This window comes from Paenibacillus sinopodophylli (assembly GCF_005930355.1).
GTDB lineage: Bacteria > Bacillota > Bacilli > Paenibacillales > Paenibacillaceae > Pristimantibacillus > Pristimantibacillus sinopodophylli.
On the sequence record NZ_VDBO01000016.1, the window covers coordinates 84,112 to 103,101 of the forward strand.

23 protein-coding genes, 1 rRNA gene and 1 riboswitch are annotated in these 18,990 nt (G+C 45.6%); of the genes, 2 read left to right on the forward strand and 22 right to left on the reverse strand.

The genetic code is table 11. The annotated features are described in order from the left end of the window. Positions 1 to 25: 25 nt before the first annotated feature. From FGT79_RS27580 to FGT79_RS27630, 11 genes are all read right to left on the reverse strand, one after another. The gene (locus FGT79_RS27580) at positions 26 to 424 is read right to left on the reverse strand and encodes a RidA family protein (RefSeq protein ID WP_138756058.1); all 399 of its coding nucleotides are present in this window, start codon (positions 422 to 424) and stop codon (positions 26 to 28) included. A 51-nt stretch (positions 425 to 475) separates the two neighbouring features. After that, complete coding sequence (gene purR, locus FGT79_RS27585; protein WP_138756059.1) at positions 476 to 1,303, reverse strand: pur operon repressor; 828 nt, start codon at positions 1,301 to 1,303, stop codon at positions 476 to 478. Positions 1,304 to 1,385: 82 nt separating this feature from the next. Continuing rightward, positions 1,386 to 2,240 (reverse strand): 4-(cytidine 5'-diphospho)-2-C-methyl-D-erythritol kinase, encoded by an 855-nt coding sequence (ispE, locus tag FGT79_RS27590; RefSeq protein ID WP_138756060.1) that lies wholly within the window; start codon positions 2,238 to 2,240, stop codon positions 1,386 to 1,388. A gap of 137 nt (positions 2,241 to 2,377) precedes the next feature. Beyond that, positions 2,378 to 2,563 (reverse strand): small, acid-soluble spore protein, alpha/beta type, encoded by a 186-nt coding sequence (locus FGT79_RS27595; protein ID WP_138756061.1) that lies wholly within the window; start codon positions 2,561 to 2,563, stop codon positions 2,378 to 2,380. Between the two features lie 191 nt (positions 2,564 to 2,754). After that, positions 2,755 to 3,030 carry a biofilm formation stimulator Veg gene (veg, locus tag FGT79_RS27600; RefSeq protein WP_138756062.1) on the reverse strand — a complete coding sequence of 92 codons (276 nt, stop codon included), beginning with the start codon at positions 3,028 to 3,030 and terminating at the stop codon, positions 2,755 to 2,757. Positions 3,031 to 3,292: 262 nt separating this feature from the next. Further along, a complete protein-coding gene (yabG, locus tag FGT79_RS27605) occupies positions 3,293 to 4,177 on the reverse strand; it encodes a sporulation peptidase YabG (RefSeq protein ID WP_138756063.1) in 885 nt (294 codons plus the stop codon). 56 nt (positions 4,178 to 4,233) lie between these two features. Next, entirely contained in the window at positions 4,234 to 5,178 is a 945-nt protein-coding gene (gene rsmA, locus FGT79_RS27610; protein ID WP_138756064.1) for a 16S rRNA (adenine(1518)-N(6)/adenine(1519)-N(6))-dimethyltransferase RsmA, read from the reverse strand. A 5-nt stretch (positions 5,179 to 5,183) separates the two neighbouring features. Then, positions 5,184 to 5,732, reverse strand: a complete 549-nt coding sequence (gene rnmV, locus FGT79_RS27615) for a ribonuclease M5 (RefSeq protein ID WP_138756082.1) — start codon at positions 5,730 to 5,732, stop codon at positions 5,184 to 5,186. A gap of 125 nt (positions 5,733 to 5,857) precedes the next feature. After that, positions 5,858 to 7,006 carry a resuscitation-promoting factor gene (locus tag FGT79_RS27620; protein WP_246096660.1) on the reverse strand — a complete coding sequence of 383 codons (1,149 nt, stop codon included), beginning with the start codon at positions 7,004 to 7,006 and terminating at the stop codon, positions 5,858 to 5,860. A gap of 251 nt (positions 7,007 to 7,257) precedes the next feature. Continuing rightward, positions 7,258 to 7,440, reverse strand: a riboswitch (cyclic di-AMP (ydaO/yuaA leader). A gap of 184 nt (positions 7,441 to 7,624) precedes the next feature. After that, on the reverse strand, positions 7,625 to 8,398 hold the full coding sequence (locus FGT79_RS27625; protein ID WP_138756065.1) for a TatD family hydrolase: 774 nt from the start codon (positions 8,396 to 8,398) through the stop codon (positions 7,625 to 7,627). A 17-nt stretch (positions 8,399 to 8,415) separates the two neighbouring features. After that, a complete protein-coding gene (locus FGT79_RS27630; RefSeq protein ID WP_138756084.1) occupies positions 8,416 to 9,714 on the reverse strand; it encodes an HD domain-containing protein in 1,299 nt (432 codons plus the stop codon). 271 nt (positions 9,715 to 9,985) lie between these two features. Between FGT79_RS27630 and FGT79_RS27635 the strand changes: the two genes are divergently transcribed. Then, positions 9,986 to 10,240, forward strand: coding sequence for an AbrB/MazE/SpoVT family DNA-binding domain-containing protein (locus tag FGT79_RS27635; protein WP_028609554.1), 255 nt, complete (start codon positions 9,986 to 9,988; stop codon positions 10,238 to 10,240). Between the two features lie 130 nt (positions 10,241 to 10,370). On the opposite strand, the gene rsmI is transcribed toward FGT79_RS27635, so the two are convergent. The 10 genes from rsmI to FGT79_RS27685 all read right to left on the reverse strand — a co-directional run bounded on the left by rsmI (position 10,371) and on the right by FGT79_RS27685 (position 17,830). Next, a complete protein-coding gene (rsmI, locus tag FGT79_RS27640) occupies positions 10,371 to 11,246 on the reverse strand; it encodes a 16S rRNA (cytidine(1402)-2'-O)-methyltransferase (RefSeq protein ID WP_138756066.1) in 876 nt (291 codons plus the stop codon). Beyond that, entirely contained in the window at positions 11,243 to 11,911 is a 669-nt protein-coding gene (locus FGT79_RS27645; protein WP_138756085.1) for a tRNA1(Val) (adenine(37)-N6)-methyltransferase, read from the reverse strand. Before FGT79_RS27645 ends, rsmI begins: the two co-directional genes overlap by 4 nt. A gap of 155 nt (positions 11,912 to 12,066) precedes the next feature. Further along, on the reverse strand, positions 12,067 to 12,468 hold the full coding sequence (locus FGT79_RS27650) for an initiation-control protein YabA (protein WP_138756067.1): 402 nt from the start codon (positions 12,466 to 12,468) through the stop codon (positions 12,067 to 12,069). A gap of 62 nt (positions 12,469 to 12,530) precedes the next feature. After that, the gene (locus FGT79_RS27655) at positions 12,531 to 13,334 is read right to left on the reverse strand and encodes a PSP1 domain-containing protein (protein WP_138756068.1); all 804 of its coding nucleotides are present in this window, start codon (positions 13,332 to 13,334) and stop codon (positions 12,531 to 12,533) included. A gap of 3 nt (positions 13,335 to 13,337) precedes the next feature. Further along, positions 13,338 to 14,315: a DNA polymerase III subunit delta' gene (gene holB / locus FGT79_RS27660; protein WP_138756069.1), complete on the reverse strand. Its 978-nt coding sequence runs from the start codon at positions 14,313 to 14,315 to the stop codon at positions 13,338 to 13,340. 33 nt (positions 14,316 to 14,348) lie between these two features. Beyond that, positions 14,349 to 14,792 carry a YaaR family protein gene (locus FGT79_RS27665; RefSeq protein ID WP_138756070.1) on the reverse strand — a complete coding sequence of 148 codons (444 nt, stop codon included), beginning with the start codon at positions 14,790 to 14,792 and terminating at the stop codon, positions 14,349 to 14,351. A 16-nt stretch (positions 14,793 to 14,808) separates the two neighbouring features. Then, a complete protein-coding gene (locus tag FGT79_RS27670; protein ID WP_137186827.1) occupies positions 14,809 to 15,138 on the reverse strand; it encodes a cyclic-di-AMP receptor in 330 nt (109 codons plus the stop codon). Between the two features lie 105 nt (positions 15,139 to 15,243). After that, positions 15,244 to 15,921: a dTMP kinase gene (gene tmk / locus FGT79_RS27675; RefSeq protein ID WP_138756071.1), complete on the reverse strand. Its 678-nt coding sequence runs from the start codon at positions 15,919 to 15,921 to the stop codon at positions 15,244 to 15,246. A gap of 115 nt (positions 15,922 to 16,036) precedes the next feature. Continuing rightward, positions 16,037 to 17,536, reverse strand: coding sequence for an aminotransferase class I/II-fold pyridoxal phosphate-dependent enzyme (locus FGT79_RS27680; protein ID WP_138756072.1), 1,500 nt, complete (start codon positions 17,534 to 17,536; stop codon positions 16,037 to 16,039). A gap of 102 nt (positions 17,537 to 17,638) precedes the next feature. Beyond that, on the reverse strand, positions 17,639 to 17,830 hold the full coding sequence (locus FGT79_RS27685; RefSeq protein WP_138756073.1) for a sigma factor G inhibitor Gin: 192 nt from the start codon (positions 17,828 to 17,830) through the stop codon (positions 17,639 to 17,641). Between the two features lie 231 nt (positions 17,831 to 18,061). Between FGT79_RS27685 and FGT79_RS27690 the strand changes: the two genes are divergently transcribed. Beyond that, entirely contained in the window at positions 18,062 to 18,592 is a 531-nt protein-coding gene (locus tag FGT79_RS27690; RefSeq protein WP_138756074.1) for a transposase, read from the forward strand. Positions 18,593 to 18,708: 116 nt separating this feature from the next. Here FGT79_RS27690 and rrf read toward each other — a convergent pair. Beyond that, positions 18,709 to 18,825, reverse strand: a 5S ribosomal RNA gene (rrf, locus tag FGT79_RS27695). Positions 18,826 to 18,990: the final 165 nt, after the last annotated feature.

An 18,990-nucleotide genomic window follows, 5' to 3' on the forward strand; every position in this document is an offset into this window, starting at 1 on the left:
TTTTTAATTTGAATCTTTTTCGTTTTCATTCGACAATTGTCGATGCAATGACCTCTATTTCGACAAAAACATCCTTTGGCAGTCTTGCGACCTCAACGGTCGAACGAGCTGGTTTATGCTCTCCGAAGTAGGAAGCGTATATGCTGTTTACCGTTGCGAATTGATTCATATCTTTCATAAAAACAGTCGCTTTAACGACATCCTGAAAGCTCGCACCGGCTGCTGCAAGTACAGCCTCCAAGTTGCGGAATACTTGATGAGTCTGCTCCTCGATACCACCCTCAACAAGCTGCCCGGATGCATCAAGAGGAATCTGTCCGGAAGTAAATAATAAACCTCCGATATGAATTGCCTGTGAATAAGGTCCGATTGCTGCAGGCGCTTGGTCTGTTGCAATCACTTGCAATGGTTGTTTTGCCGTCATAATGGTCCCAGCTTTCTATGAAAGATATTGGAAGCATAGCGATTTACACCTCTATGCTTTGAAATAGTTGCCCGGAATTACCGTCGTCTGCTTCGTCTTCATATCAACGGCAGTTAGCTTTGCGAGTGATACATAATCCTCAAGCAGTCTCTCTTCCAGCTCTACCTCACCGGATTCAACAAATACGCCGACACCCGCTACAGTCGCTTTGAATTCAAACAGCAAATCCATCATGCCCTGAATGGTTCCTCCCGCTTTCATGAAATCGTCGATAATAAGGACGCGAGATTGCTCCTTAAGCGCTCTGCGCGCCAAAGACATCGTCTGAATGCGTTTGGTTGACCCTGATACGTAGTTAATACTAACTGCAGAGCCCTCCGTTACCTTATTGTCGCGACGAACCATGACAACGGGGATATTCAAACAGGCAGCCGTCGCATAGGCAAGCGGTATGCCTTTGGTTTCAACTGTCATAATGACATCAATCTTCCGGTCCGCGAATGCAGTTGCGAACATTCTCCCGACATCTGCAAGCAGCTCCGGCTGGCCTAACATATCCGTTATATACAAATAGCCGCCGGGAAGAACCCTCTCAGGCTGCTCTAGCTGGCGGCATATGCTCGTCATAATCGTAAGAGCCGTCGCTTCTTGCATTTTTGGCGTATATTTTACCCCGCCCGCAGCTCCTGCATGGGTGTGAAGCTCGCCAATGCCTTCTTCCTCGAACACTTCTTTAATAATCGCCAGGTCCTCGCTTATCGAAGACTTTGCCGATTGATATCGATCAGCAAATGCTGTCAGTGAAATTAACGTGTGGGGACGACTTAACAGGTATTGAGTCATTTCTACCAACCGCGAGCTCCGTTTCAACTTTTTCAAGCACATCTCCCCCCACTAAATCCGAATAATATAATGTCAATATAACATTTTTATACGGATTTAATCAAGAAGAACGTCAGTCCTATGTCAGCATTCTTACCACATAGACCTCTTTGCAGAAACCGCGGAGACCGTTATAAATGCGAGGAAGCTTAGCTTCCTTAGATACGAGTCCGAATACCGTCGGTCCGCTTCCGGACATCAGTACGCCGTCGGCACCTAGTCGAATCATGCTTTCCTTGAGCTGCATAACCTCTGGGTAGAGACTCAGCGTCACATTCTCGAGCACATTGCCGAGCCCCTCACATATATCTGTGAAGGAGCCTCGCTCAAGCGCACTAACCATATTAGGAATCGATGGATGCTCTTTGAGCTCATTCGCACGGAATCGTCCATACACATCTGCCGTCGATACGTTGATCGGCGGCTTCGCAAGTACGACCCAGCATTGCGGTGGCTTCTCGATATGCTCCAGCTTCTCGCCGCGACCGCGAGCGATTGCCGTTCCGCCAGTCACACAGAATGGCACATCAGAGCCTAGCTCTGCGCCAAGGCGGCACAGCTCGTCCTCTGGAATTTGCAGCTTCCACAGTCGATTAAGACCACGAAGCGCGGCAGCAGCGTCACTGCTGCCTCCTGCAAGACCTGCAGCAACCGGAATCTGTTTGTCCAAATGAATATATACGCCTTGCTTCACATCATATCGCTCTTTAATAAGCCTGGCCGCTTGGAAAGCGAGGTTCTTCTCGTCTAGCGGTATGTAGCCAACTTGGCTTGAAATAATGATCGTATCTCGAGGCAGTTCTTCCATTTCAAGTCGGTCTGCTAAGTCTACCATCGTCATAATCATTTCGACTTCATGGTAGCCGTCATCTCGCTTGCGGAGTACGTCGAGCAATAAGTTAATTTTGGCTGGCGCTTTTTCATAAATTTTCATCTGATGAGTTCACCCGTTCGTCCATAAGCTTTATGCAATATTATATCAAACGAACGCAATAAAAGCTAAGAGATGACAATCCGCAATTTTCCGGATGTCTTCCGCTTAGCTTTTTCATGCTTAATGTACCAATTCCTTTAAGGCTGATTGGACTTCGCTGCGGCTTGTTCTGCAAGCTGTATCGCGCGTTTAACCATATTTCCGGCATCCTTCGCACGTATGCTTCCCCAGCCCTCTTGCTGTACCGTATCGTAGAACCCAAGATCCTTGGCAAGCTCATACTTCAATTGCTCAGACATTACACTACGTCTTCTTCGACCCATTCGCCTAACCTCCGTTTCTGAATGAACAGGACTCCTTGTATACCTTCGTCACAACTGCACAGGTAGTATGTCCATTCAAGGGCGACAATACGCCGAGGCAGGCAGGGTGTACGCGGAGCAGGCTTAATTCAACACAAAAAAAGAGCACAGATACAATCTGTGCTCACATGCCTCACTGGGCGATATATATTCTATTGTTGCAAATGGGCGATACGGACTTGACCTTCATCATTGCATACGGTCACTTCCACCGACTCAGTCAGTATGTCCGCATAACTGTATGAGACACGCTTGAACGCATGTTGTTCTTCATCCAGCTTGACAATGAAAACAGAAGGGTAGGTTTCTTCCAACGTACCGGTACGTTCGATGGTCTTTCGTCGGCCACCGTTCGCTCGAAGACGTATTTTGGAGCCAACATGAGATTCCAAGCTGCGTTTAATATCCAATAGCGCATTTTTAGCCATTGTCCACTACCACCTCTTTCCTTGTTCATTATAACCAAAAAGAGAGGGCTTGTCAAACAAAGCAAAATATTATATCAGTAGGAATATTTACTTGTCAACGGTGATTTCACCCATTTTTTAAAAAATGATGCATAGCTATGCAAAAAAATATACATATTAAGAAGTTGATTGCCCTTCCATATGTATATTTGCGCTTTGCAGCGGCTATTTTGCACCCTGCTCGTATGAAATTGAGTTGGCTAAGTAGCATCTTTACTGACAGCTACTGCTTTAAAACCGAGTTGGAAGCCGTTATTTGAGGCTTAGGCAAGCCTACGCGGAAGCGCCCCATCGTCTCAATACCGCCTACGCCATCGATGCCGCTAATCGTGCCATGAATGACATCCGATAAGTTTATCGTGTCTTTAATTGAGGTGTAGCTCGCCTTGATTGCGATATACACCGGATCTAGCGCGTGTATCAATATGCGGCCAGGTGAGCTTGCGAAGTTGGAGCCCACCTGCAACAACGCCTCGAAATGCGACTGACAGGCTCCAGCGATGACGATCAACCCATCACGGTTCTTCTCATACTCGCGAGCCACCCGCACAGCATTAACGAAATGCTGTGAGTTTTTGTAGCTGCTCAAGCTATACAGATCCATTGGAGCACGGTTTTTCAGAACGCCGTCATGACCTGTAATGACGACAATATCAGGTTGTATTTGCGGCAGTAGTCGGTACAGCACATCAGCCATTTGCGATTCATGTACGTGAAGTCCATGCGAAGGGACATGCATCGTATTATACAATTGCATGCTCTTCTTTAAATAGTTACCGTCGCCGTCGAGATGAAGCACCTTTCCAGGCACCTCAAAAAATGGCTGGCTCTGCTGCATCGCATGCCGGATATGATCCTCATTCTCCATCGTTTGACGCTCTCGTTCGGAATGCATCCGTTTTAAAGAGTCGTTAACTTTAATACGTACTTCTTGAACCGCGCTTGTCGTTTCTGGATCGCGTATGACCGACAAATCAGGAATCGGAGCATCCGCAAGCAATCGGTAATCCGTGCCTTTCAGAACCGCGGTATGTGTACGAACAGCCTCAACTTTGAATAGCACGTCACCGCCATACGATTTGCGGACGACCAGGTCCCCTTGCTTCATGGGTAAATCACCTCTTCGTCTATCCTATGGGCAGACAGGGCGAATGGTGAGTATTTTTATGACGAAACGCTTTGGCTGCCCCAGCCCGCTTCGAGCATGCTCCTGCTAATTCGCGCAAACTCTTCAAGAGACAGTGTCTCTCCGCGCCTAATAGGGTCGATATCATTCTTCAGAAGCATCTCAGTCAATGCTTCACGCCGCTCTTTGCCAACGAACGCGGTCAAATTATTAGCAAGCGTCTTCCGGCGCTGTGCGAAGCTGGCTTGTACAACGCGGAAGAAATGATCCTCATCAGGAACATCGACAGCCGGTTTCTCTCGCAAGGACAGCTTGATGACGGCTGAGTCTACATTAGGCTGCGGTATAAACACCGTATGCGGTACCATACAAACAACCTTAGGTACACAATAGTACTGCACAGCGACGCTCAGACTGCCGTACTCCTTGCCGCCTGGCTTTGCAGCCATGCGCTCCGCTACTTCTTTCTGAATCATAACGACGATATGTTCCAGAGGCAGCTTCTCCTCCAGCAGCTTCATCAGAATGGGTGTTGTGACGTAGTACGGCAAATTCGCTACGACGCTCACACCAGAGACATCCGCGAATTGCTCTGCGAACAGCTGCTTCAAATCAATTTTAAGCACATCGCCATGGATGACGGTCGTATGCGCCTCTTCAGAGAGCACATCCTTCAATATGGGGATTAGTCGATTATCGATCTCTACAGCTGTGACCTTGCCTGCTGCCTGTGCAAGCCGCTGCGTAAGGGCGCCGATTCCCGGTCCGATCTCAAGCGCACCCTTCGTTTCGTCCAGCTCAGCAGCTGCAACAATGTTATTTAAAATATTTTGGTCAATTAGAAAATTTTGCCCTAGGCTTTTCTTGAAGGAGAAGCCGTACTTAGCAATAATCTCCTTAGTCCGCTTAGGCGTGGCTACTTCAATAGAGGCTTGTTTAACCGCCGATTTAACGCTCTCATCATTTTTATCTTGGCCGCTCATTGCATCTACCCCTCCAATTGTTCTTCCATTTTGCGATAGGCTTCAATAAACTCTGTTTTTGTTATTTGGAAGCTTGTACAGCGCTTATAGAACTGTTTGCCGTTTGCATACCCGATGCCAAGCAGCTTCCCGATGATTAGACGCCGATTAGAGGCATCCGGATGCACAATTAATCCCGCTTCCATTAAGTCCTCGAAGGTCACTTCTCCTGCGGAATCTGCCGTCTCTGTACGAAGCTCGGAGAGTGCCATACGAATTGCATCCGGGCTTGCATTCTCTATTCCGATATCTCCCTTGTAATAGGCTTTCTCCTGCGGTAAGAAAGCATGCTTGCAGCCAGGCACTTGCCGCGCAACGATTTTACGAATTCGCTCTCCTGCATGGTCTGGATCAGTGAAGATGATGACTCCACGACGTTCATTCGCAAGTGCGATTCTTCTGAGAACATCCTCGCCAATTGCCGAACCGTTCGTTTCTATTGTATCAGCTTCTACCGCCCGTTTGATGGCTACGGTGTCGCTCTTGCCTTCAACGACAATAATCTCTTTGATCATCAAACACATTCCTCTCCACATCAAAAATCAAATACTCCGAAACATGCAAAAAGAAGAGGCAGTGCCTCTCCTTATGATGGCATATTTAATTAATAATGGCGATAAGATGATGGTAACGCTGCTTATTAGCTTGCAGTAGGTTTATTCGGCCCCAGCACATACACGGTTATGCCTTTCTTTCTGCCGAACTTATTAGCGACCTTCGTACTATCAAAGTATACGTCAATTTTGTTTCCTTTAATCGCGCTGCCCTTATCCTCGGCACGACGGAAACCTATTCCTTCTATATATACCCACCAGCCGATTGGAATGACTTTAGGATCCACGGCAATCGTACGTCCCTCTTGGACGCGCGCTCCTGAAGCCGTAATGCCATATTGCGGGTGGCTAGAGTCCTTGCCTGTGGAAGCTACACCTGCAGAATAAGCTGTAAGCGTAACATTCTTCAACACACTTTTGGCTTTGAACGATACTCCGCTTTTCGTTAGTGAGGCAACGCTTGGGCTCTTGCTTGAGAGAACCGTTACTTTCGGCTCTTCCTTCTTCGTTCCGATCGCGACGACCTGATCAACTGCGGCTGTCTGGACAACCTTGCTGACCATTTTCTTCGAAATCAGAATACCGTCCTCGTACTGCTTCTCGATACTCTCTACAATTAGGCCTTCCTTACCGGTTTGCACAAGCTTTTCTTTGCCTGCAGCAAGTGTAGGATCTGCCTTCTTCACGATAGAGAATGGCATCGAACGCTCCGTCTCAGCCACCTTCGTGTCAATACGAACGACCGTTACCGTCAGCTCTTTATCGAGTGTCGTATGAAGAGGAGGCACTACTTTATCTTGATCACGAACTGGAATATGTAATTCCTCGATCGCTGCCTGCACTGTTCTCTCTGTCGTGTACACAGTAGAGGTCTTGCCATCAGCCTTCACAATTACCGGTATCGCATGAGTTACCTCAATACGATCTCCGTCCTTTATTGCCGCATTAAGCGGTATGGACACCTCATCATGTGGTCCAATTGCGATAGCTTGTTCATCCAGTAGGCGTTGCAGGACCCATTGCTTCGTTTCTACAATGGTTTCTTGTCCGTTCACTACTACGGAGACGCTTTTGACAGCCGTTCCGTACAACAACACCAAAAACATGAAAGTCATAGCGATTGAGATAGTAGCACTCAAAAGAATCAAACGCAAGTTTTCACGCTTCCATCGCAATGCGAAAGACATGCTGGATGATCGTTTCCCATGGGTGTCCTTAACCTGGATTATTCCCACTTCATCGGTCCTCCTTCATAGCCCCGCCGCCAAGTGTTACGCATGATACAACTGACGCGACTATAGTATATTGGCGTGCAAGCACGCAATCCAGTACTGCTATATCGATCTCAGCACCCCCATCTTTTATCCCTATGTCGACAAATTCTCGATTATTCGAAAATAAAAAGAAGCCGTCGACAGAGGATCTGTTTCGTGGCTTCCCGAGTAATTGATTACACTGGGATACAGAAAAATGGATGCACGAGGTTGATCACTCTCTATTAACGCTTACGAGGTTAGCTGACGGATTCGGGCAAGAGAGTCGCCCTATTCGCAAAACAATGCTCATGGCAATGGCTGCAAAATTCACCCCTGAAGAATTCAAAATACGGAACGCTTTCCCGTATCTGGTTCCCCCGCTCTCCAACTTGGAGATTAAGCGCAAACTGGAAATCCAATACAAAATTTTAAAGCTCTGAGATGAATCATACCCTCATACGAGGTCAATTGTAAAGATACGATAAAAGACGATTTAAGCGAAAAAGGTGGGTAAAGACGGAAAAATTAAGCGATATTCGCTATAAAAATTAGTTTTTACGCGATAAAGGTCTCTCATTCTCTTCATTTCTCTCGTTTTTATACAATACCAAAACATTTTTTACCGTTTTGGGTCGTAATTAAGGCTATTTCTTCTACTGATTTGCCCAATAATTCGGCTGCTGTCTCTGCTACTCTCAGCACGTAAGCAGACTCATTTCGCTTCCCTCGGAACGGATGGGGAGACAAATATGGAGCATCGGTTTCGATCAAAATTCGGTCGAGTGGAACCTGCTTGAGCACCTCTTTTGGTACCCTTGCATTTTGGAAAGTAACCGGTCCTCCGAATGAAATATAGAAGTTCATATCCAGACATTGCTTGGCCGTCTCCCAGCTTCCTGAGAAGCAGTGCATGACCCCTCCAACCTCAGCAGCTTTCTCCTCCTGAAGGATTCGAATAACATCCTCATGCGCATCTCGATTATGTATGACAATCGGTTTTCCAATCTTGCGAGCTAGCCTTATTTGCTCACGAAAAATTCGCTCCTGAACATCCTTGGGCGAGGTGTCCCAGTGATAGTCGAGCCCGATTTCACCAATTGCAACCACCTTCTCATGTGAGCAAAGTCGTTCAATCCATTCTAGATCCTCAGGACGCATATCGATACTGTCTACAGGGTGCCAGCCAACCGCTGCATAAATAAAATCATATTTCTCAGCAAGTGCCATCGTTGTCGGTATGGTCTCGCGGTTGAACCCAATATTAACGAGCAGATGCACGCCTGCATCCTTCGCACGCTGTATGACTTCGTCACGATCCTCATCGAATTTACTTGAATCTAAATGGGTATGTGTATCAAATAATAATGTCATGTTTATGTCAGGCTCCTTTAATCTAGTTTAAATAATTTTTTCAGCGAATCAGGTATTGCGCCCTTATTTTTTATGAGCGGCTCCTCTGGATAATACAGATGGTACTCCCCTTGATGAAGCCCCGTAATCGAGCGAACAATGTCGGATTTGGCAGATATTTCACTTAATTCGTCTTCACTATCCAGCAACAAAATCGGCGCTTTTTCTTTCTTTTCTCCTTCTTTCTTATCCGGCCTGTAAACGTCATATGGCAGGTCGAAGGGGAAGTCGATTTCCATATGATAATCCGGATTCATTCCTATAGAAGAGAAGCAATCGCTTATTTCATTTAATAGCGCTTCATCGGGGTTCTCAATGGTTATGTACTTATATAATTGACGGTTCATAAATCGGCAGCAAAGATCGCTTAATAGCGGATCTGGTTCCTCAGACCACTGCATAAAGGACGTTTGTACGAGCGCCTCGTCCAGCTTCAAATAATCCTGCACCGTCATGGTATTCTGAATGAGGCCTTTAATCGGCTTAGGCATCCACTCGAAGGCGTACCCACCCACATAAAGCTCCTTCGCTCTGCGAAATATTTGACGTAATATGATTTCCGAGCTTCTTGTAACGGGATGAAAATAAATTTGCCAGTACATTTGATAACGGGACATCAAATAGTGCTCGACAGCGTGCATGCCGCTTTCTTTCACTACAATTTTCCCTTTATAGGGCCGCAATACACGCAATATCCGCTCCAAATCAAAGGTTCCGTAATTAACGCCGGTGAAATACGCATCTCTAAGCAAATAATCCATTCTATCCGCGTCCATTTGACTGGATATTAAACTGACGACAATGGGCTTAGGATAGTTTTTTTGGATGACAGCCGCTACCTTTTCAGGGAAATCACTCGACACAGCGCGCAAAATCTGGTTAATCTCGGTATCTTCCAATACGATCTTGCAAGTCCATTCTTCATGGTCCGTGTCGAATACCTCTTCTAAGGAGTGTGAGAACGGGCCGTGGCCAACGTCGTGAAGCAGAGCAGCGCATAGAGAAACCAGTCTTTCCTCAGCAGGCCAATCTGGATAACCATTACGTTCAAATTGGGATATGATTTTGCGCGTAATTTCGTATACTCCGAGGGAGTGGGAAAACCGGCTGTGCTCAGCCCCATGGAAGGTCAAATAGGACGTACCTAATTGCCGAATCCGACGCAGCCTTTGGAACTCCTTTGTATTGATTAAATCCCAAATCGTTTGATCCTGAACATAAATATAATTGTGAACCGGATCCTTAAAAACTTTCTCTTCTGTCAACTGTGACTTCATCATCTCTCATCTCCTTTGTTCATATTTTCGACACAATAATTGAATTTCATGTCGAATAGTGTCGTAATTTAGTTTCCAAAATGTCGAAGCTGTTGTATTCTATTACAGAGTAATATGACCTCTATATCTAGTCAAATACTTGCTACAACGGCACTTACAAGCAATATTCCTAGTTGACTATTCTGGTAATCGTTGGTATTATAGTAATCATAAAAGTAAAAACAATGTCGAACGATGGCGAATCGTATTTTGAGAGGGGCAATGATAGATTATGATGAAATCTACTGGTATTGTTCGTAAGGTTGATGAACTTGGACGGGTCGTTATACCAATCGAACTTCGTCGTACACTCGGTATAGGCGAGAAGGATGCACTTGAGATTTATGTAGACGGCGAGCGCATCATGCTTAAGAAATATGAGCCTGCTTGTATCTTCTGTGGCAATGCAGAAAACGTTTCTTACTTCAAAGGAAAAATTGTTTGTCATATTTGTTTGTCAGAGATGCCAACACCTGTGACAAAATAAAAAAAATAGGTTATACTATATCTATCAACTTGTTAATTCTAACCTTTTTAATACTCCTTGATGCCTTCCTGTGCTTGAACCCGGCCAGGAAGGTCTTTTTTTGTCTCTTTTTCTATTTTTTAACTGATTTTCATCTATTTATCTCATTGTATACATCTCGCTTCGGCAATCCACGATCAAGCGCTGTTCTTTTTATCGCTTCCTTGCGGTCATGCTGCTCTTCATAATGAGCGACATGTGCAGCTAGGTCTAGCTCTGACCACCAAATCTCCGAAATAGGCTGTTCATTTGCCCCTACTCCTCCTGCTCCCTCAACTACAACACAGAATTCTCCCTGCGGCGGCTTGGCATCGAACCATTCCATACATTCTGAGATGCTTCCACGTACCGCTTCCTCGTGGCGTTTCGTGAGTTCCCTTACACATGCAATCTGACGATCACCAAGTACCTCACGCAGGATAACGAGCGTTTTACTAATTCGATGCGGAGATTCGTAGAAAAGAAGGGTTCCTGCTTGACCCTGCAGCTCTTGCAGCCACTTGGTCAATGATTTTTTTTCGCGTGGAGGAAAACCTGCGAATAAGAAGCGATCAGTGGGCAAACCGGAGATAATAAGAGCAGACAACGCCGCATTCGCGCCAGGGATAGGTATGACCGGAATGTTATTCTGGGTAGCTTCTTTTACTAGATCAGCTCCAGGATCGGATATGGCCGGCAAGCCCGCATCACTTACAAGTGCAATTGATTGGCCCTCCAGCAGCAGCCGGATCAGCTCTGGTCCACTCGCTCGCTTATTATGCTCATGATAACTTACGATTCTTGTCGGTATTTCGAAATGGGTAAGCAGCTTTCGGGTTTGCCTCGTATCCTCCGCAGCAATAAGCTGTACTTCCTTCAGCGTACGAATCGCACGAAAAGTCATATCTTCTAGGTTACCGATAGGTGTAGCAACAAGATAAAGGCTTCCTATTCCATTTGATTCCGCAAAGCTTTTTTGTACATTCATACGATCTGCACCCCATTCTCATAAACCATAATTGGTGGAAGAAGCTTAATATCAGGCTTCCCGTCACGCATTGCTTCTATTAACACCATATTGGCCTCGGCATTGGCATGTGGGTGAACAAATTGGATGCGCTTAGGCTCAAGTCTCCACTTCCGCATCGTTTCTACAATATCGAGCAATCTAGACGGTCGATGAACCATTGATACTTTTCCCCCTGGGCGAACGAGACGCGAGCAGGCTTCTGCTACATCCTCAAGCGTACAGTGTATCTCATGTCTTGCAATCGCATAATGCTCATTTTCATTCTGTTCACCTGCGGTAATCGGCATATAAGGCGGATTAACGGTTACAGCATCATATACCCCGTTGCCAGCAAGCTTCGGGTATAATCTAAGATCCTGCTCAATAACTGTAATCTGCTCCGTCAACTGATTGAGCTCCACGCTTCTTCTTGCCATATCAGCAAGTCTCGGCTGAATCTCAACCGCATCGATCTTCGCATTGGTTCTCGTTGTTAATAGCATCGGAATAACACCGTTTCCCGTACATAAATCAGCAATTCGACCATGCTTAGGTATACTTGCGAACCGTGATAGAAGTACCGCATCCAGCGAGAAGCTGAATACTTCCCTGCTTTGTATAATTTTCAAGCCTGATTCTGTCATCAGATCATCAAGCCGCTCATTTGCTGCTAATGTTATTTGTTCAGACACGATGTAAGCCGCTCCTCTGCGTTAATGGTTACTATTAATTGTTAGGACTCTATATGAATAAAAATACCGCCCTTTGCGGCAAGGGCGGCATGTCGATACGGATTCCATTATTTATTTAGAAAGGACAGACAGAATAAACAGTCGCCCTCCGTCCGCAAATGCCCGTAATATACGTTACATATGTGGAATCCTTCATGGTACAGCCGGGTCAAATTATCATGGCCTTCGCCAATCGCTACACTCGCTTCAACGAATGCAGGATCATGCTGAGCAAGACTCTCTTGCACCGGTCCTGATTTCTTACCTTTGGCTGGCGGCTTGACTGCTTTATGCTCCAGCTCTGCTTCTCTCTTAAACAACTGACGCAGCTGGTTGTTCTCCTCACTTAGACGCTTATTATCCTCTAGCAGCTCTTTTACTTTCTGCTTCAAATCAGTAAGCTCTTTGTGGAACACGCCAACTTGGCTATCCAGCTCGTCCATTTTCGCAAAAATCTTATTCTTCTCCAAGTTCCCACCCCAGAGCTTCAAGCGTGAGTGTAACCTCACCCGTGAGAATCGCATTCTGCCGCTTATTTGATGACGACATCATCCATGGACAGTTCTTTCGGTTTACCTGGTGTATCAAATAATTGCACATACACGCTTTTGGTGGATGTGTTAATACCTGTTACTTTACCTTCACCATATGAAGTAACTACGAACTTCCCTATAGCAGGAAGCTCCTCGCGGATGCTCTCGTAGTTGTCATGCTCATATTTCAGGCAGCACATAAGCCGTCCGCATAACCCCGATATTTTGGTCGGATTAAGTGATAAATTCTGATCCTTAGCCATCTTTATTGATACGGGCTCGAAGTCACCCAGCCAAGAGGAACAGCATAACACCCGTCCACATGGACCAATCCCACCAAGCATCTTTGCTTCGTCCCGTACCCCAATTTGCCTGAGCTCAATACGAGTACGAAACACGCTGGCCAAATCCTTAACTAACTCACGGAAGTCGACTCTGCCTTCTGCCGTAAAGTAAAAAATAATTTTGTTGCGATCAAACGTAAATTCGACATCAACCAGCTTCATGCGCAGCTGATGACCTTTAATCTTTTCAAGACAAGTAGAAAACGCATTTTTGGCTGCTGTGCGATTTTCTTCAACTACTTTCGCATCCACATCGCTTGCTATGCGTATCACTTTCTTAAGAGGAAGAACAACATCCGATTCACCGACTTGCTTCTGTCCCACCACCACTTTACCGTATTCGATTCCGCGTGCTGTTTCAACAATTACATGTTGCTCCTTATCCACGGGATGCTCAACCGGATCAAAGTAATAGATCTTGCCCGCTTTCTTGAAGCGGACACCGATGACATTATACAAGAATTAGCCCTCCTGTAAGTTTACCAATAGTTGCTCAAATGCGAGCTGAGGCGTAACATTCGCGCGCATACGCTTGCTCGCTTCGAGCGTATGCTCGATGCAGGACACCCAACCTGCGAATGAACGATTGAAGGCATGCTTGCTTATCCAATCCAACTGATCTATAAAAACGATGTTGTCCTGCCTTCCGGCCTGGAACTGTATCAAATCTTTAAACCATATAACTAATAACGACAGCAGCAATTGTGTATGTTCCACTAAATCTGTTTTGAATAGCTGTTGTCCAGCAGTGATCATCGCCGCGGTGAATCGGGTCAAACTCTCCTTGCCTAATTGTATCACTAGGGTTCTAATTTCTGCAAACTGATTCTGCTGGAGAAATTGTCTTGCTCCGTCCAATCCGGCTGTTAAATGTACGGCCGTTCGCGCCAGTATGGACGGGGCACCCTCTGCTATTAACGTTTGCAGCATACTCTCAGGCGACATAGGGAGAAAAGGAACCCATTGTGTACGTGATCGAATGGTAGGCAGGACAGCCTGTCCATTATCCGTTATTAATATGGCAACAACTGGTGATAATGGCTCTTCCAAAAACTTAAGCAAACTGTTGGCAGCCTGTATCGTCATCTTGTCAGCCTGCTCGATCATATAGATCTTGCGCTGCGTACCGCTGTTGCGATAGGAGAAATCACGCTGCAGCTCTCGTATTTGATCGATTTTGATGGATTGCCCGTCAGGCGCAATTGTCGTTAAATCCGTTTGGTTTCCATGCTCAAACTTTCTGCACGCCAGACATTCTCCGCAAGAGTCCGCTCCTTCTGCCGTACAGAACAGCGCCTTTGCGAATTCCCGGGCCATTGCCATTCGTCCAGTACCCGAAGGTCCGTTAAATAAATATGCATGCGATATCTTTCCGCTTTGCAGTGCGTGCGAGAGAATGCGCTGGGCTTTCCATTGCCCTGTAATTTGTTCAAGGCTCATAGCCGTTCCTTACCTTTCCTTGCGAACTTCTTATCAAAATAACAGATTGATAAGAAGACCTCTTATCTCGCCGATTTTACTCAGCAAGTCAATTCTTCCTTGCTCACTGTCGAGCAGATCCTCCGCCATAGCGACAAGGGTCGCATCAATTTCATCAAGCAGCTTGTAGCGCTTAATACGGCCTCTACGATCAAAGCCTTTAACTTCCTTCAGAACGACACCGCGTCTTACCGTGTCCTCCAGAAATTGCTTAATCATTTGGCGGTATAATTTCAGTTCTCGTACCGTCATGATTCGGCTTAGGCGCTCGCCCTGCTTGTGGATATCCTGCAGCTTCATTTGAAGCTGCTCCTGTGTACGATCAGCATCCTGCTGCACCATGACGTCGGCAAAGCTTCTTGGCTGAACCTGCTTCATTGACGCGTCATTACTTGCGCGGTTTTGTCCTAATGGTCTGAAGCCTTGGTCAATTTTCATCGCTCTTCACACCCATTCAGAAATGCTCGAATCGTTCGACCGGTATGACGAATACGGCTGCGCCCCCTACCTGTACTTCGACAGGGAAAGGGATATAAGAATCTGTTGACCCACCCATAGGCGATACTGGGGTAACCAATTGATCGCGTACCTTGCAGTTCGCGTTTATGACCTGCAGCACCTCGTGTACTCTTTCGTCCTCGATCCCAATCATAAAGGTCGTATTCCCTGCTCGCAAGAATCCGCCTGTACTCGCAAGCTTTGTTGCTCTGAAGCCTTCACGGACTAATGCATTCGACAGTCGGTTACTGTCCTTATCTTGAATAACCGCAATTACTAATTTCATCTTCATTCCCCCTTGACTACTTTTAGAACAGGTTATTAATGAATATTATCTTATATCTTGTCCTACTTGCACAGTTTCCTCGAACTCTAGACAACCATTACTTCATCATTCAAAAATGTCCATCCTTTTCAATTTGACATCGGTTGCAAAAATTCCTGCAAAGCGACTGTCAATTGCCTTTAAAACGTCATTAAACACCAATTCCGGACGTTGTTCAGCATTAATTAACACGATTCGATCAGGATTCTGCTCTACTAGCCGCAAATATCCCTCTCTTACTTTTTCATGAAATGAACGCTTCTCCAAGTCTAGACGGTTTACCTCCCGCTCAGAAGCTTCAGCAATTCGCCTTAGCCCTACTTCCGGCGATACATCCATATAAATAGTCATATCAGGCATGAGGTCTAGTATCGCAAATTTATTAATTGCCCATACCTCATCCATCCCAAGTCCCCTGGCATGTCCCTGATACGCTAAGCTGCTGTCTACAAATCGATCGCAAATCACGATCTGTCCTTCTTGCAGCGCTGGAGCAACCTTCTCCACCAAATGCTGTCTTCGTGCCGCTGCATAGAGCAGAGCCTCTGTTCTTCCATCCATGGCTGTATGCTCGCGATCCAGAATAACATGGCGGATCTGCTCCGCAATCGGTATGCCTCCAGGCTCACGCGTTGTTGTAATCTTCATGCCGCTATTCAGCATCTTATTCGAGAGCTGTTCAATGAGTGTCGATTTGCCGGCTCCTTCGCCGCCCTCTATGGTGATGAAAATACCTTTTCTCAAGCTAAGGCTTCTCCTAACGTTTGTGTAAACTATACTTTCTTCTATATTAACAAAGCAGTATGTCATGCACAATGAAGAAATGCTTCATTTTTCAAAACACATGATCCATTCCTCTTTATTGAAGATATACGCTGATCGTTGCCATTTGTCCATCCAACGAACCTTGAAATTTGGCACCCACTGAGGCTAACTCCTTAATACGACTGATAGCAGCCGCAGTTATCGTTTCACCTGGATAAAGGATAGCAATACCTGGAGGATATGGTACAACCAATTCAGCCGAAACGTGATGCTCTGACTCGTGCAACGGTATTCGCTTGCTTGCCTCGTATTTAAACCTTCCTCTGGCGAATGAAACGGGCTCTGACAAGATCATCTGCTCAAACTTCTTAACGCTGAGCTCTTGGTCATCATTAATGAAAGATAATCGTTCCTCTGTCATTACACTAATCTGCTCAAGTGTATATTGGAGCTTCTGTATATCCGCCAAAGAAGCTTGAATACCGAGTACAAGCACCACATAGCGCGGATCTGCCATCTCTACATAACATCCCCGCGACTCCAACTGCTGCTGCAGCTCATAACCGGTCAACTTCCCCCTCTTGTCGTAAAGCACAACTCGCAAGGGATCGTTACACAGATCATGCCATTCACTGCTTTCAGCTTTCATTTCGCAAATGCCTGTGCTTTGTTTATCCAACCACGCTCGAAAAATATTTGCTGAGTCCAAACTTTGCTGAAACAACTTAGCTCCTAAAGCATCAATCATTGCTCGGGAAATATCGATAGACGCCATAATAGGAAACGAAGGACTTGAGCTTTGAATCATTGCAAGTGATTCGCTTAGCTGTTGCCTTGAGATTCGTTCTCCTTGTACATGCAGCATCGCTCCCATCGTCAGCGTAGGCAGCGTTTTATGAGCTGACTGTACGACAGCATCTGCCCCCTCTGACACAGCCGAAGGCGGCAATTCACCATGCATACTATAATGGGCGCCGTGCGCTTCATCAATTAATATTGGAAGATTATATTGATGTACAAGCTCCACATACGGGGTAAGCCTAACATTCATTCCATAATAATTAGGATTCGATAAAAAGACGGCTTTAGCCTCAGGATATTTAACGAGCGCTTCTTCCACTTGCTGAACGGAAGGAATCGTTGCCAATCCCGATTGGACTTCTACTTGAGGAGATAGAAATACGGCTCTAGCACCCGCCAGCCTCAAGCCGTTTAGCACAGATTTATGTACGTTGCGCTGCACGATAATCAAATCATTCGGCTCGCATATAGTAAGCAGCAATGCAATATTTCCGGATGTACTGCCCCCAACCAGAAAATACGTGTCCTCTGATCCAAAAGTTCGGGCTGCTAATCTTTGTGCTTCCATTATAGAAGCCTCAGGATGATGCAGATCATCGGTCGATGAGAGCTCAGTCACATCAATCCTCATAACGGTTTGAAAATACGTATTGGCTTCCAAGTAAGCTTGATCCGACCATTCTGGCTGGTTGAGTGCTTCTCCGCCACGATGACCGGGAACATGAAACCCAATCTCAGCTGTACGGGTATGTCTAAGCAATGCATCAAATAGCGGGGCAACAAATGGCTTCATTATATAATGACAATCCCTTCAAATATACATTCAACATATGTTTTATCTTATTGTACCTTAATCGCATACAAAAAAAGAGCAGCTTCTGTAATCAGAAACCGCTCAAGCATTTTCACTCAAAAATATTTGCTTCATTTGATGGATAAAGAATGGATATTTAGCATCTTTAACGTCTGTTTTGACCATTTCTGCTTCGCAGCTCTCACATATAAACCCTGTTACAATACGAATACCTTGACCTTCTTCTCTTTGTTCGTTACAAATATTGCATTGATACTCGCGATTATCGTTCATAACAATCCCCGCTTTCTGCTTGATTCTATATAGCTACTATTATGACACATAGTCTATCTATTTATACTTGTTTCATAGCGCATTTCAAATATTTATATATCGTATGCCCCATCTGGGCTATTGGTTCCGAATCCCCAAAAAATGTTTCGCTAAAGCTATGGATAGTTGGCCAAAAAATACCGATATAGTTAACGAGAGTCCGTGCAATTGACATAGAAAGGGCGCCAAACCATGATTCAAAAATTATCTGAGCAAAAAAATGCTACCATTTATCAATATCAGCTTGTGAAAAGAATCATTATCCGCCCCGAGCTTATACAAAGCCATTTGCTTATTGCAGCCATTTTCCTTGCTTTTCAAATGCTAGTGTATCAAATGGACGGTTTATTCGCTTGGTTATTCGGATTTACTGTCGTTCAAATTATTCATATTGCCATTATTCTGGTCACGTTTATTGGAGTAGATGAGGCCGCTGATCGTAAATGGGTTTGGCGAATTACGCCTCCATGGATTGGATTTAAGCCTGCCAATGATATTAAGCTGCTGCTGTTTCGCCGAGTACATCGCCATATGTTCTGGATAGGCTTATGTACAATCGCTATGCTCTATCCCTGGATTAAAGAATCTTTGATGATAAGCATCGTTAGTTGGCACTTTTGGCTGCTCATGCCACGTTTCCTTCTTTCCTTCTCTTTCCGTAAAGAGCAGAAGGATGGCGTGCTTCGACTTGAATCACGAGAAGCCTCCTATTACAGGCGGTAATCAAAAAGCCTTAGATGCTCTCCTAGAGCTTCCTAAGGCTTTTGTTTATAACGGTCAGGGGATTCAAGTGAATACAAACAAAAAACCTATCGCATCACATGCGATAGGTCTCTCGTGCTTGGCGACGTCCTACTCTCCCAAGACCCTGCGGTCTAAGTACCATTGGCGCTGGAGGGCTTAACGGTCGTGTTCGGTATGGGAACGCGTGGTTCCCCTCCGCCATCGCCACCAAACGTAGCGTGTTTACACGCTGAAAACTGGATACGAAAGATTAGGTTTGCTGAACCTTATAAAGCTGCTGTCTACCGGATGTATGGGTCGCGGTAAACGTGTTTAGGATAAGCCCTCGACCGATTAGTATTCGTCAGCTACACACATTGCTGTGCTTCCACCCCGAA